Source organism: Spirosoma luteum DSM 19990, assembly GCF_000374065.1.
Taxonomy (GTDB): Bacteria; Bacteroidota; Bacteroidia; order Cytophagales; family Spirosomataceae; genus Spirosoma; species Spirosoma luteum.
Genome location: NZ_KB893249.1, coordinates 35031 through 49182 on the forward strand (window position 1 = coordinate 35031; position 14152 = coordinate 49182).

Genomic DNA, 14152 nt, shown 5'->3' on the forward strand with positions numbered 1-14152 from the left:
CGCCAACATGGGGAATTTTAAATAATTCTATTTTTACCTCAATAAGTCGCACCCATTTAGATTAGCAAGCAAAATTTAATGGCTTATTAATCTAAATACGTAACCATCTGTTGACAGGAATAGACGATCATGCATCTATCTGCGCACCTAAGTGACTACCTTATGTAATAAAATACCAGGTTCATCATCTCATTGGTGGAGCTCCAGCCGTAACCCACGGTTCGGGCAGGGTGGTTCGGGTTTAGTGGATTTTGGTCCGTATTGTCATAATGGGCTTCGGCAATGATGGTCGAGCCTCTGGGCAGTACGAGTGGCTCCCGGAAGAAGTAGGTAAGTTGCCAGCGGTAGTCCCAGTCGGGAATGCTGACCAGATTGATGGCTTCACCCGCCGGTGTTATGGCAAAGGCCCTCACCGACTGACCCAGCCAGTGCATGTGGGGCAATACCGACAGTAAACGGACAGTATCGGGCAGCGGCCCATAGTTGATGTAGAACGTTGGCTTTGTATTGGCCTCCAGTCGAAACGGTTGATTGGTTACGTTATTTTCCGTTAGCGTAAGCGTTCGAACAATTCGCTCAACTGGCTTTTTGGCAAAATACAACCGCACCTCCGACTGGTCCTGCGCGGCATTGGGCGACGGTGAGTAATGAATATTCAGGATCAAATCGCTACCGGCCCGAATGCGTTTGGCCGACCCCGCCGGGAACGTTACACGGTCATTGCCGGGCACCCAGCCGTACAGGAATTCATCAGCCAGGGGTGTTCGCTGAAAACTGAGCAAGTTAGCATCATCCTCCGCTATGCCGTCAATACCGGCCATCGTTCCCGTTGAGTCAACCATTAACCGGCTGTGATGCAACAGTTTTCGGTTGCCGGGCACAAATTCGATGGCTTCTACCCACACATCCTTAGTCAGGTTCATGGGTACGTGGAAATACCGAAAATCCTCGCGACCATCGCCTTTGATGGTGTAAGGTTTCATGCGCAGAATAAGGTCGGGGGTGGGGGGTGAAGGGCTTGGGGCCTGGAGCGAAGGGGTACGGGCACTAGCATCCTTTGACTCTATGCTCTTTGCTACTAGCCCTTCGCCCTCAGCCCCGCGCACCATGCCTCCCTTTACCCATTCCTGAATCAGCTTAATTTCTATTTCGGAGAGGCCGCGCTCATTGGCATAGTGCTGAAACTGGCGGTCGGCCGGAAAAGGGGGCATATAACGACTCTGAGTTACTTTAGCTACGAACTTACCCCGCTTGGCAACATCCTGATACGTGAGTAAACTAAACGGCCCTACGCCACCCGGATGATGACAGGGGGCGGCACAATTTCGGATAACGATGGGTTGAATTGTAGCCGTAAACGTAGGGGTCTGGGCCAGTCCACATAGCGGTAACGCAACAGCCATCGATAGCAAACGAAGAATACGCATCATGTCCAAGATACATAAAAAAGCAGCAGATCCGACGCCGAATCTGCTGCTTCTCATGAATAGTTTACCCCTTTATTTTACGCTAAAGTTAAGGCGGCAGTTAGAATTAGCCTGCGACACCGGCGTGGGGTCAAGACAAATACTTTCTTCGTTCCATACTTTAAACACTGACCCGTCTGTAGTGGTCAACTCCCAGGTAACCACAAACGCATCAGCGTTGGCTACTGTCTTGCCAGCCACAACCTGCGGTCCCTGCAGACGTGCTCCTGCCGGACGAGGGCGGGCTGGGTTTTCGAAGACTTTCACGGCATTTACTTTGTCGTACTTTACCGTTGCATCTTTATATAGAGTATAAATCTCCGCAGGCGTAATGCTAAACATGTTCCACTGCCGATTGGCAGCTGGTGCCTCAATCGTTTTGACTATCCTGCCTCCGCTACCCAATGAAACCGTTTTGGGATTACCATCGGGATCGGTATAAGATTCAATCATGTCTATTTTAACAATTATCTTACTGACAGTCAAGATATTATCCAGCGTTACCCAGCGTATTTTAAAATCAATCTTCGAATTATCCTGCCCCGTTAGTGGGAACGTTTTAGCGTTCGTTGCAAAGTTGGCTTTAGCCGTTTCTGCTACGCCATCAAATACGCCTAATGCGTGTACGCCCGGCTCCCAGGGTTTGTTTGGATTAAGTGACTCGTCACGGCAACCTATCAGTAGCATGATGGCTGCTGGCAGACTGTATTTAGCGTTTTTAAAAAATTGCTTCATTGTGTTTGTTCGTTTGGTAGTTGGCCGGACTCTATCTGGCTTTTTACAGGTGGAGTCCGGCCAATCTTGGTTTGTTAGAATTCCCACTTCACCTTTACTTTATCCCAAAAAATCGGATCACGATCGAATACTACATCCGTAATATACTTTGCTGCGTTGGGGTTTAAGGCGCCTTCCGACTGTGGATAGGGTAACCGAAGCGCGTATTGACGGGGCGGCTTCGAGATGGGAGCCTGAATACCAACCGAGAACTGTTTGAACTGACTCTGAATTGGATAGCCTGTCCGGCGTTGCAGGTTCCAGAGGTCCATGCCCTGACCCCAGGAGCAGAACCAGATTTGCTTGGCTACTACATTTAGTTTTGCCTGGTTCGTGGTTGCGCCATCGTAGAGGTCCAGCCAGGCTTTTACGTAAGCATCCGTCTCTGCTGCTGCAGGAGCCTTCGCTCTGCTCGGATCTGATTTAAGGCCCTGGGCAACCACTACGGCAACCTGCTCACGCATGGCGGCTTCAAACAATGCCTTCGCATCGCCCGTCACGCCAGTTCCGTCAAGGATAGCTTCAATCTGGTAGAACTTCGTATTCCAGCTGTGTATCAGGGGCCACAGACCATTTCCACCGTAGTTAAGGGCGGCCTGACCGGTTAGTCCTACAGCAGCTGTAGTGCGGTCGGAATAGACACCACCCGCCGGATACGCTCCGGGAGTAGCGCGGAGTGGACCATCGGCAGCAGCACCCGACACATCAGCCCGGTCGCGCCCGAAAAATCCGGCAATATAAGCCAGGTCTGAACTGGGTATAGCCCCCGTAATATTGAACGCTTTCTTATACTCGTCCAGAAAAGAAGCCCGCAGGGGCAGGTAAGAGCCACCAAAGGGTGTCGATCCCCGGTCGGTTGGATTACTCTGATCCAAAATCCGCGATGTTTGCCGATAGAAATAAAATGGCAGACGAGGGTCTTTATTCAGAATCATTTCCCCCATAAACTGATGATTGATATAGGTAGGGTCGCCCTGTCCGGCATAGGTAAAATACCAGGGGTGGCGATTGTCTTCCGGCGACACCTGCGTTGAGTACAGGTATGACCAGTTGTTGGCCGGAGCCGTAATGTACCCACCCGCGTCAAAGGCTGCTTTCAGTTCAGCATTGCCATTCGCACGGCCTTTGCGTGAGGTTAGCAGCAGGCGCAGCTTCACTGTTTTGGCAATTCGGGTCCAGGTGGCGGCACTACCAGCGCCCATATAGTCATTAATAACGGCCACAGGCTGGGGTTTAGCCAGTTCCACAACGGCCTGATCGCACAGCTTCAGCAGGTCTTCGTAGATATCGGAATCCTTATCGAATTTAGGGGCCTTTATCGGCTCAGCCGCGTTGCCCTTCCAGGCTTCAGAGTATGGCATGTCCCCGAACATATCTACATAGTTCCCCATGGAATAGGCCTTAAGCACCTGGGCGATACCCCGATAGCGTGGATTCTTACCGTCTTCGGTAGCCCGTAGCATTTGCTCAATACTCTGGAGATTTAAGTAAGCCGTATTCCAGGTTCCCTGATAGCTTGTATTGCTCAGGTTATAAGAATCTGCCGAATTTAAAAGGCCGGCAAAACCCATTGCATTACTATTGACAGAGGTAAAGGCGTTGCGGGCCGCATTTTCAGCAACGGGCAACAGCAGCCCCAGCGAGCCCGTTGCTGGACGGTTGGGATCCTGGTTGATGTCCAGTTCGGTATAATTACAGGAACCGACTACACTAATGAGTCCAGTAAGCATAATCGCTCTGAACACGTTCTTATAGGTTATCATGTATTTTAGATGATTAGTTATAGGAGCCGTTGTGGCTGTTTGGCGGCTACAACGGCTATTGATTAGAACGAAGCATTGAGGTTAATACCAAAACGACGCGTTGAAGGCGCAGCACCCAGGTCAAAGCCCTGGATGTTCGAGTCGGAGAAGTTGGACAGAATCTCCGGGTCGAAATTCAAACCAGGTAACATATTCGGTGCGTAGAACCATAAGTTACGACCCGATGCCGACAGGCGCAGGCTGCCAAGCACTTTCGCATATTTTTGCAGGAATGCCTTTGGTACACTGTAGCCAAGGGTAACTTCCCGCAGGCGCACTACCGTAGCGTCGTAGATATTCACTTCGTCTGCTCCATAAGCACCGTAACCATCGGTGAAGTGGTACTGGAAAGCGGTCATAGCGATGGTATTTTTGATGGGTTGACCATCATCACCTACCAGCGGCTTGTACGTAGCCGGATCACCCAGTACACCCGGTATTACCCGTACTCCTTCGCGATCTTCCGAATTTTTCAACTGACCACGCAACAGCAACGACGCGGCTGTGCTCGAAAACAAGCTTCCGCCCGCTTTGTAATCTACCAGCGCGCTCAGGGTAAAGTTTTTGAAGGTAAACGTATTGGTCCAGCCCAGGGTGAACTTTGTGTTGGGATCACCAATGATAGCTGAACTGGCCGCCCGGATGGGTAGTCCCGTGCTGGGGTTGATGAGTAGGTTGCCCTGTCCATCGCGCGCATTCACCGAACCAATGATCTGCCCGTATGGCAATCCGTTCCGGAAAATAGTACCCAGGGACGAAAGTCCGGTTCCTCCAATAAAAATCTCTCCCCCCGGACCAGCATCTTCTACTTTTGACCGGATGCGCGTGTAGGCGGCAAATGATGTCCAGGTAAAGCCACTGGCTGTCCGGATGGGCACCAGGGTCAGGCCCAATTCCCACCCTTTGTTGGATATTTTACCGGCGTTGGTGATTTCAGTAGAAAAACCGCTCGTACGGGGTAATTCGCGCGTTACAATCAGATCGGTTGAAACCCGGTCGAAGTGGGCTACGTCAATACCAATCCGGTTATTGAAAAACTGCAGCTCGGCTCCTAACTCTACCTCTGATGTAAATTCTGGCTTCAATCCAATGTTATTCAGCTGGCTGGGTAAATTGGCGGTCGAGATAGCCGTACCGTTGTAAAACGTACGACCCAGGTTGTAGGCGGTGAACACCTGATAGGGGTCAGCGTCTTTACCTACCATGGCATAGTTAGCCCGCAGCTTACCAAAATTCAGGATGTTTTTGGGTATTTTCAGAAACTCCGTAAAGACCAGCGAACCGGCAACGGCTGGATAATAATAGCTGTTGTTGCTGGCTGGCAACGTCGAGGAATGGTCATTCCGAACAGACGCGGTCAGGAAGGCGAAGTTGTTGTAGCCCATTGTCAGTTCACCAAACACACCATACAAACGGCGGGTAAATTTATAGTCACTGGCGTTTTGATTCAGCGTACCACCAATTGTCAGTACGTTCGGGTCAATGACGGGTGATCCACTAACGTTGGATTCCGTATAGCTACGCTGATTGGGGTTAAAACCGACCAGCAACTTGGCATTGAAGCGTTCCGAAAAATCGTGCTGTACCGTAGCCAGGAACGTGAAGTCAACCTCGGTTCTGCTCAGGTCGGTGCGGGAAACCGTACCCAGGGGTAAAAATGAACCACCCGGGCGCAGCACGTTTTTGCGCGTTTCGGAGTAGGTATTCAAGCCTCCACGGGCCGTCAGGTTCAACCAGGGTGTTACGTCATACGTAAGGGTCATATTGCCATACACCCGGTTAACAGCAGAATTGTAGAGGTTGTATTTAGCCGTCCAGAGTGGGTTGTCCAGCGCCCGATAGAATACATTTGAGCCATCTACGGGGTTCTCGAACGGATAGCCATTCAGGTTATAGTTACGGGGTAGATAGAACAGGCGACTATAGATAGAACCGGCAGAAGCCAGGCCACCATAGTCAGCGTAATACCCGGCACCCGACTGCGGGCTTTGCTGGTTGGTATTCGTATACGCCACGCTACCGGCTATGTTTACTTTATTGTTCAGGGTAGCATTACCCCCAAAGCTCAGGGTTGTACGGTCCGTAAATGAATTGGGGATGATCCCTTCGTTTTTAGTCCGGGAAACAGACGCATTCAGTGAGGTTTTATCGCCCGTCGAATTAATCTGAATGCCATTTTCCATCACTCTACCCTGACGAAAAAACCCACCGATAACGTCGTATGGCTGGAGTGGCACGGCAATTCCCCGGCCGTTAGCCTGCAATAATTCCGGGAAAGCGTTTTGATAACGGGCCGCTCCGTACGGAACAGTCTGATCAACCAATGGATGCGGAACTGTACCGGCCGGAAAATCGGGGTCTACTACTTTAGAGTACCGATCAAAACCCAGACCGGCATTTACGCGGTCAACTTCGGCCGGGAAAACCGTTCCCCAGTTGCCAATAAATCCTCCGCTGTAGGTCTGATTTGACCCCTGTGTGTACGTATCCTGGTAATTGGGAATCGAGGATACATTTTCGACAGAATAAGACGTATTGAAATTAATTTCCAATCCTTTGCGCGCCGATTTGCTACCCGATTTTGTCGTGATGACAATAACCCCGTTGGCAGCCCGTGAACCATAAAGGGCGGAGGCAGCCGCGCCTTTCAACACCGTCATAGCTTCAATATTGTTGGGATCGATATCATAGGCGCGGTTTGTGGCTACGGTGTTCTGGTTGTAACCCTGCGAAGCGTTCACGGAATTGTCGAAGGGAATGCCATCCACAACGAACAGCGGCTGGTTATTGCCCGTAAACGAGTTGTTACCCCGGATAGTGATACGGGTACCGGCCCCCGGTGCGCCGTTACCGGCTGTGATGTTTACTCCTGGAACCTTACCGGCTAATGCCCGCAGTGGGTCAGGTTCTGAGCGTTGTTGAAGAAGATCACCTTTTACATTGGAAACGGCATAGGCCAGCGCTTTTTTGTCGCGCTGCTGACCTAAGGCGGTTACTACTACTTCACCTAACTGCTTGGAATCATTAGCCAGCCCAACGTCGATTTTAGACTTATTGCCAATCTGAACTTCCTGCGTGGCTGAACCAACAAAACTGAACACCAATGTACCACCGTTGCCGGGAACACTGAGAGTGTAGCTCCCATCAGCATCGGAGTTGGCCCCTTTTGTGGTACCCTTTAGCAGAATGGAGGCCCCGGGAATTGGAGTACCATCTTCGGCGGCCGTTACTTTACCCGTAATGGTTCGCTCCTGAGCCCATGCAGGGACCCAGAGTGAGCACGCAAGAAGCATACTCACCAGTAGAATTTTCCTCATAATTTAGTTAAGATAAGTTAAGATAAGCGTGCATTTAATGCAAAATTAACAAAAGGCTTATACTTACCAAGTATAAGCCTATCTAATTTGATAACATCTATATTATTCGCAACTATAACCAATTCGTAGAATATTATTCGGTATTGAATTATTTATCGATTTAATTATACTTACTTCCCAGGCGAAAGTACTATCCGTAAAAATACTTAATTCTTTTTCTGATTAATATGACTAATTTGGGAAGACGGGACGTATATACGTCGGTGAAATAGGTTCGTATTTCCCGAAGGTGTGGTTGCAATACCAAAGTCAACGTTTCCATAAAAAACGCCCGCCCGGCTTTTCAGCCGGGCGGGCGTTCGTTCTCACAATCCCTGCGTTATACTACGGCTCATTGCTCAGCCGCGGCCGTGTCGAGTGCTTTCTCAATGTCGGCCGCCATAGACCGGGTGTACTGGTAACCAATCCTAAACAGTTCCCGCGCTTTACTGATGTCGGTAGTGCTGTATTGGGCCAGCGGGGGCGGCTCAATGAGTACCTGACAGCGGGAAAACCGCTCTTTAGTTTTGCTCTGCACGGCGAGCACCAGGCTTCGCTCAATAACCCCGCGCATAGACTTAATCGGCTTTCGGGGACCCAGTACGTTACAGTGAGAACCAATCAGAAAATCGACTTTATGCTCAATAACATCAACGGGCAAATTATTCAGGACGCCCCCATCCACAAACTGACGCTTGTTGATAAGCATAGGCTCAAAAACACCCGGCAGGCAACACGATGCCAGCACGGGCCGGATCAGTTCGCCCTGGTCAAAAATGGTTAGCTCGCCTTCGTTCAATGCCACCGCTACCACATGTAGTGGAATCTGCAAACCTTCGAACGAATCGTGCGGAATGTATTTTCGGTATAAATCGACGATCGTGTCCAGTCGGAATAGCCCCATACGGTTCCAGGCAGGCCGCAAATGCCGCACAAAGGAAGAAGACTCAATAATTTTCAGGCTTTCGTCGGGCGTATAGCCCTGTGCCAGCAGAGCACCTGTAATAGCCCCGGCACTGGTTCCGGCTATCTGATCGAAGTGGATATCCATTTCCCTGAGAGCTTTGATAACACCCAGATGGGCAATCCCCCGCGCTCCGCCCCCCGATAATGCTAACCCTATTTTCATAAACTTCTCGTTATTGGTCAGATAACGGAAGGTATGATTTTTTGGTTTGTAAATAGTTGCCCGGCTTTTCTACAGTAGCTCCGTCAGCTTACCCGTTTCGCTAAGCCGAACGCCTTTCTCGGTCATTTCAACAGTGGCGGCTTCGGTGACAGGGTCATGTTCAAACACTAATATCCAATTCTCCGCAGCCGCCCGTTGCAACAGGCTCGTTTTTTCATCCATCGTCAGCAGTGGCCGAACGTCATAACTCATGACATAGGGCAGCGGTACGTGCGCTAACGACGGAATCAGATCGGCCAGGTAAGCCACTATCCGACCATTGATACGGAAAAGCGGCAAAGCCATTTTTTCGGTGTGGCCATCCACGTAATGCAAGTCAACATCAGTATAGGGAAACGAATGCTCAGTTAAAAACTGCAACTGACCACTTTCCTGTAGGGGAAGTATGTTTTCTTTCAAAAACGACGCCTTTTCCCGTGGATTTGGATTGGTTGCCCACTGCCAGTGTTCCGGATGCACCCAATGAGTGGCATTCGAAAAAACGGGAGCCAGTAGGTCGCCCGACCGCTGAACGGCTCCGCCCACGTGGTCAAAATGCAGGTGCGTCAGCAACACATCGGTCACGTCGGTTTCGGTATAGCCTGCTTTACGAATGGAACTTAGCAACGTCGAATCGCCGTGCAGATCGTAATGCCCGAAGAATTTGGCGTCCTGTTTGGTACCAATGCCGGTATCTACAACTAATAACCGATTCCCCTGCTCGTATAGTAAACACCGCATGGCCCAGGTGCAGCGGTTCTGCTCATCGGCAGGGTTGAGCCTATGCCAGAGGGGTTTAGGCACAACGCCGAACATGGCTCCGCCATCGAGTTTAAAGAAGCCGGTATCAAGGGTTTGTAAAGACATAATCGAGTTTTTTGGCAAGTTAGTTTTTTCTCCCATTGCCAAAAACCGCGGTAGTCAGAAGTTGACGCGGTAGTAAAACACGGGCAGAAACCCCAGCTGGTATTCCTGCTTCACGAAGGTACCATCGGGCTGGGGTGCATAACTCAGTGACAGCAGGTTTTTAATGCCCAACACATTGACCAGATCGACGGCTATGGTGTGCGTCAGGTTCGTCCGGTTGATTTTGTAGTCCAGCTTAACATCAAACCGGCGATAAGGGGCAAACTGGAGCGAGTTGCGCGTGGCACTGGCAAACACAATTTCCTGATTTCGACGCGATGCTTCTTCATCTACCGGGCCATACCATCGCCCGCCCGTTGCGGTAAACTTAGCCCCCAGGCTAAGGCTGGAACGCCGAAAGGGTATTTCTTTGGCAAACAACGCATTGAACGCGTACCTCCCGTTAAAATCCGTATTCCGCCAGATGTCATCCGAGCCTTTGTATCTGGCATCGAACAGAGAGCTGGTAACCAGGAAGTAGTAGTTGTCGCTAAAGAATTTTTCCAGCGTCAGTTCCACCCCGTAGTTTCGTCCCACCCCCATGTTCACCAGCGGACCCGGAAAGATTCGGGAGAAAGCCGCCCCAGTGTTCAGCATGGAAAATGACGACTGCACCCGCTCGACGGGTACCTGGAACAGATGCTGGTAGTAGGCTTCCAACAGCAGGCGCAGGTTTCGTCCCAGCAGCCGGTTGTACCCAGCCACATAATGCCAGCTTTTGGTCAGGCCCACGTTTTTATTTTCGGCTATCAATGGACTGGGGAAGGTGGAGGAAATCAGGTTTGGCGTTTTATAGAAGTAGGTATAGGTGGGCTGCATCTGGCTGTGTAAACCAACGGCTACACTTAGCTTCTGCCGGTTTGGCAAGTCATAGCTGAGTCCCAGCCGGGGTTCAACCGGCGAAAGGCTATTCGCGTTCAGCGTTAAAATGAGCGCATTCAGGCCGACAGTCAGGGTCAGATTCTCCGTCAGGCGGGTGCGGTAGCTCACGTAGGGCTGGAGTAACGCAAAAACGTCGTTGGCATTCCAGCGGCTTTGCCAGCGTGTGAACCGGGTAGAGGCAGGTGGCTCGAATGTTCGCACACTATCGAAGGCTGTGAAGTGAAAAACATCGGCATTGAGGCCCACTTTGAGCGTACTGCGCGACCCAATCTTATGATTGACGAAGGAGGAAAGTGTATACCGTAGCTCCTGAAACCGGTAATCCAGAATCGGGCGCAGCGAATCAATGACAAACCGGCTATTCTGTACCAATGGGTTACCGATATTATCTTTCCGAAGAAACAGATAATTATGATTTGCATCCTGCACATTCCCCGAAAGGGCCAGCGTCGTTTTCCAGAACGTTTGCTTGCTGACCGGGCGCGTGTAGGTTAGTCCGGCTACGCCCATGCGTGAGGTGTAATACTGGTCGCGGTCATTCTGGCCGAATATATTTCGGTCGTCGGCTTTTTGCTGACTAACCAGAATATCCACCGTACTTGTACCGCCCAGCGCCCACAAAGACACACTCCCCGCCGAGGTACCCGAACGTGTTTTGAGGGGAAAGTTCAGCCGAAAAAAGCCATCCTGATACGAGGGAACCGCCTGGGTGCCAATGTCCAGCCCAAGTTTACTGAACAGCCCCAGGTTAGCGTAGCGATAGGAAACCATGTACGATGAGCCGGATTTTCGGGAAAGGGGTCCCTCCACCATCGCTTCCGTACCCAGAAAACCGAACTGGATGGTTTTCTCGTGCCGTTCGTTGTTGCCGTTGCGGAGTTTCAGATCGAATACACCCGCAACGGTGTTGCCAAACTCGGCGGGGAAAGCACCCGTAAAGAAATCGGAGTTGGCCAAGTATCGGTTGTTGATGATACTGACCGGCCCACCGGACGTACCGGCAATGGCAAAGTGATTCGGGTTCGGTATACTTACGCCCTCCAGCCGCCAGAGAACCCCCTGGGGCGAATTTCCCCGAATAACAATGTCATTGCGGGAGTCGTCGGCCCCCTGCACCCCGGCAAAGTTAGACGCCATGCGGGCGGGTTCGCCCCGACTACCGGCGTAGCGGTCAGCTTCGTCGACGGTAAACTGTCGCGCCGACACAACCGCCATGTCATTCCGTGCTTCGCCCGTTCGCTGTGCCCTGACTGTTACGGCCGCCAACTGCTGCATGCTCTCTTCCAGTTCAACATCCAGGATCGTTTCCCGACCGGCGTCAACAATGATGTTATTGAGCAATACCTCTTTATAACCCACCAGTGTAACGCGCACCGTCCGCCGACCCACGGGGACGCCAGCAATCCGATAGCTCCCCGACGTATCGGTTAGACTGCCCATTTTTACATCAACCACCTGCACCGTAGCCCCAACCAGCGGATATTTCGACTCTTTGTCTACTACCCGCCCCCGGAGCATTTGCGTCAGCTGAGCGTGGCCGAATAACGGTATACATAAACTAAGTAACAGGAGACGTATAAACATAGCTATTCCTTTAATTCACAGGATCTTAAGGCCAAATTGTAGTCCAACGTTAAGTTGTATAAGGGAAAGGTCAATTTTTGAGAACTTAAGTGTCGTTACCGTAGTGGGGGTGGTGCTATACACATAGGCTTCTTTTTCATAATCCTGCGTAGCTGCGGGTAATCCTGCCCGAATGTCCGTTTTGATAGCCAATAACCAGGTCCGGCGATCAAAAAAACGAAACTGACTGCTCACATGCAGACCGGGTCGCATTTGACTGTGTTGGCCTGACTGTCCACGTAGCTCGTAGTCCTGAAATAGTAGTAAAGCGGGCCCTACACTGTTGACAAATCGTCCATTTCGAGAATACCAAGCCCATCGAATTGAGGTATAAAAAACTCTGCTTCTCAAATTGAGATAATTTCCGTCAGGTTTGCGACCCCTAATCTCCGCATTTTGTGGCGACCCAAAACCAAGCTGATAACCATAGCGCTTTGTTTGGCGATAACCTGCTTCAATGTCAAAGGATGCATAGCGACGTATGGCGGGATAGTCAGCAGGACCACCACAAAATATCAAAACACAGCCATATGACGTACTGGAAGCCCAACCTCTGGCGTCCATTTTCTGCTTAATATCCGTAGCTGGTCCAAAANCCTGCCAGTCCGGCAACGTGACCGATGCTGTCCATTTTGGGCCCAACGGTTGGGGTTGAGCCTGTGTCATAGGTTGTGGAAGAAGTGTCTCTTGAGCAACTACCCAAAATGGCATAAGAAACAGCAGGAACGTTTTCATGGCGTATATAACATAGCTTTCCTGACCTGATCGGTAATTGTGAACGTACGGAACCGCGCCGGTACTTTAGTGGCTATAGATTGTCCTTTGGCATTAACTTCCTGGGATGCGACCCCACCAACGATCAAACCAACCAATGAGAAAGTAATACCAAAAAACGCGGCTTTATCTCCCGCTGAAAAGGCCAGAAAACCAGGCTCATCGTCGCCAGCAATTAACCCGGATAAGGCACCAATTCCTGCACCAATTAAAAACCCTTTAGCCGCTTGTCCTCGACGATGCAGTGTTAACCGCTTTATCTGCGAATACCGATACGTACGTAATGGTAAAAACAGCCTGACGGTATCCATCGAAGGTAACCGCCCGCCGTAGTTGACCAGTTGTGTCCTCACCTTGTCATTTAGCCCATGAGCTGGCGCCAGTGTGAGCGTTGAATCATCCAGATCGAAGAGAATCCCGGACTCCGTCGTTTTTGAAAATAAATGTATGATTGTTACATAGTGCCGGAGCGCAGGCAACGACGATGAAGAAGTAGTTTGACTATGAGCCTGGTACCCTAGTAGCAAAAGCCCAATGATGCTTATAAATCTTAATTTCATCGAATTGATTAAGGTTATTGGGTTAATTGAACGATCAGCTATTGCCAGCATTTTCAACACCGGGGTTCTGTGAAGCGTCTTAACCTATTACTAGCGGCTATGTAAGCGAAAGCCGATGCCTACGGTGAACGAAACCCGGTTGAAACTCAGGTCAAATGGTATTGTTCGCTTTCCACGAATCGTATTGGTATAGGTTAGTTCATTATGTAACTGGCCAAATGCCACCTCGTAATGCCCACCTAACTCAGCAAAAAACGGCGTGTGGGCCGGAAACCGCACCGCTGCGTCGATGACAAATCCGGGCATAATACGGGCCTTTCCGACGAGAGGGGGTGAAGTACTAAAAAAACCGTAACTCTTTTCCCCGGCTTCGGTCTGCCCCCATTGAAGAGCGGGGCCCACGCTAATACGGGTGGTGCGTTGCCGTGAATAGTAGCTATAGAGTAAAGACAACGAAATGGCCCGCCACCGCACAAAGGCATCATCAGTTCCCAGAACAGAGCCCCCCATAACATTCAGGGCGCCACCGAAACTAGATCGGGGCCGGAAAAACTCAACGTGCATCCCAAAGCTGGGTATCGCCTTTTTAGTGGGATAAGTAACCCCTCCAGCATAACTGGAGGAAGAGCCACCCAGCCCATTATTCTCCATAAATGCTTCAATTGATGAAGAGGGGGTACTAATCGGTACACCTAGTTGAAACGTAACGGCCCTAGTAGCTGTAGAGGGAGCCAGATCCTGCGCATAGGCTAAACCAGCACTGACCAGATATGTACTCCAGAGAAGTACCGAAATACGTAGCGTATTAATCATCGTCTTGATCTGTTTAAACTAGTATGGA

9 protein-coding genes are annotated in these 14152 nt (G+C 50.6%); all 9 read right to left on the reverse strand.

Annotation, left to right across the window (positions count from 1 at the left end):
- Positions 1–155 precede the first annotated feature (155 nt).
- Positions 156–1430: a hypothetical protein gene (locus tag B156_RS0108370; protein ID WP_157626959.1), complete on the reverse strand. Its 1275-nt coding sequence runs from the start codon at positions 1428–1430 to the stop codon at positions 156–158.
- A 69-nt stretch (positions 1431–1499) separates the two neighbouring features.
- Positions 1500–2201, reverse strand: a complete 702-nt coding sequence (locus B156_RS0108375; RefSeq protein ID WP_018619231.1) for a hypothetical protein — start codon at positions 2199–2201, stop codon at positions 1500–1502.
- A gap of 74 nt (positions 2202–2275) precedes the next feature.
- Positions 2276–4003, reverse strand: coding sequence for a SusD/RagB family nutrient-binding outer membrane lipoprotein (locus B156_RS0108380; protein ID WP_018619232.1), 1728 nt, complete (start codon positions 4001–4003; stop codon positions 2276–2278).
- Between the two features lie 62 nt (positions 4004–4065).
- A complete protein-coding gene (locus B156_RS0108385) occupies positions 4066–7359 on the reverse strand; it encodes a SusC/RagA family TonB-linked outer membrane protein (RefSeq protein ID WP_018619233.1) in 3294 nt (1097 codons plus the stop codon).
- A gap of 391 nt (positions 7360–7750) precedes the next feature.
- The gene (locus B156_RS0108390) at positions 7751–8527 is read right to left on the reverse strand and encodes a patatin-like phospholipase family protein (protein WP_018619234.1); all 777 of its coding nucleotides are present in this window, start codon (positions 8525–8527) and stop codon (positions 7751–7753) included.
- A 69-nt stretch (positions 8528–8596) separates the two neighbouring features.
- Positions 8597–9433, reverse strand: coding sequence for an MBL fold metallo-hydrolase (locus B156_RS0108395; RefSeq protein WP_018619235.1), 837 nt, complete (start codon positions 9431–9433; stop codon positions 8597–8599).
- 54 nt (positions 9434–9487) lie between these two features.
- On the reverse strand, positions 9488–11938 hold the full coding sequence (locus tag B156_RS0108400; RefSeq protein ID WP_026260695.1) for a TonB-dependent receptor: 2451 nt from the start codon (positions 11936–11938) through the stop codon (positions 9488–9490).
- 770 nt (positions 11939–12708) lie between these two features.
- Positions 12709–13362, reverse strand: a complete 654-nt coding sequence (locus B156_RS31275; protein ID WP_157626961.1) for a hypothetical protein — start codon at positions 13360–13362, stop codon at positions 12709–12711.
- A 39-nt stretch (positions 13363–13401) separates the two neighbouring features.
- Positions 13402–14124 carry a hypothetical protein gene (locus B156_RS0108420; RefSeq protein ID WP_018619240.1) on the reverse strand — a complete coding sequence of 241 codons (723 nt, stop codon included), beginning with the start codon at positions 14122–14124 and terminating at the stop codon, positions 13402–13404.
- Positions 14125–14152 lie beyond the last annotated feature (28 nt).

Bases quoted from the DNA above. Each gene is read 5' to 3' on its own strand.
- B156_RS0108395 (WP_018619235.1), bottom strand. From the start codon at position 9,433: ATGTCTTTACAAACCCTTGATACCGGCTTCTTTAAACTCGATGGCGGA.
- B156_RS0108390 (WP_018619234.1), bottom strand. From the start codon at position 8,527: ATGAAAATAGGGTTAGCATTATCGGGGGGCGGAGCGCGGGGGATTGCC.
- B156_RS0108420 (WP_018619240.1), bottom strand. From the start codon at position 14,124: ATGATTAATACGCTACGTATTTCGGTACTTCTCTGGAGTACATATCTG.
- B156_RS0108370 (WP_157626959.1), bottom strand. From the start codon at position 1,430: ATGATGCGTATTCTTCGTTTGCTATCGATGGCTGTTGCGTTACCGCTA.
- B156_RS0108385 (WP_018619233.1), bottom strand. From the start codon at position 7,359: ATGAGGAAAATTCTACTGGTGAGTATGCTTCTTGCGTGCTCACTCTGG.
- B156_RS0108375 (WP_018619231.1), bottom strand. From the start codon at position 2,201: ATGAAGCAATTTTTTAAAAACGCTAAATACAGTCTGCCAGCAGCCATC.
- B156_RS0108380 (WP_018619232.1), bottom strand. From the start codon at position 4,003: ATGATAACCTATAAGAACGTGTTCAGAGCGATTATGCTTACTGGACTC.
- B156_RS31275 (WP_157626961.1), bottom strand. From the start codon at position 13,362: ATGCTGGCAATAGCTGATCGTTCAATTAACCCAATAACCTTAATCAAT.
- B156_RS0108400 (WP_026260695.1), bottom strand. From the start codon at position 11,938: ATGTTTATACGTCTCCTGTTACTTAGTTTATGTATACCGTTATTCGGC.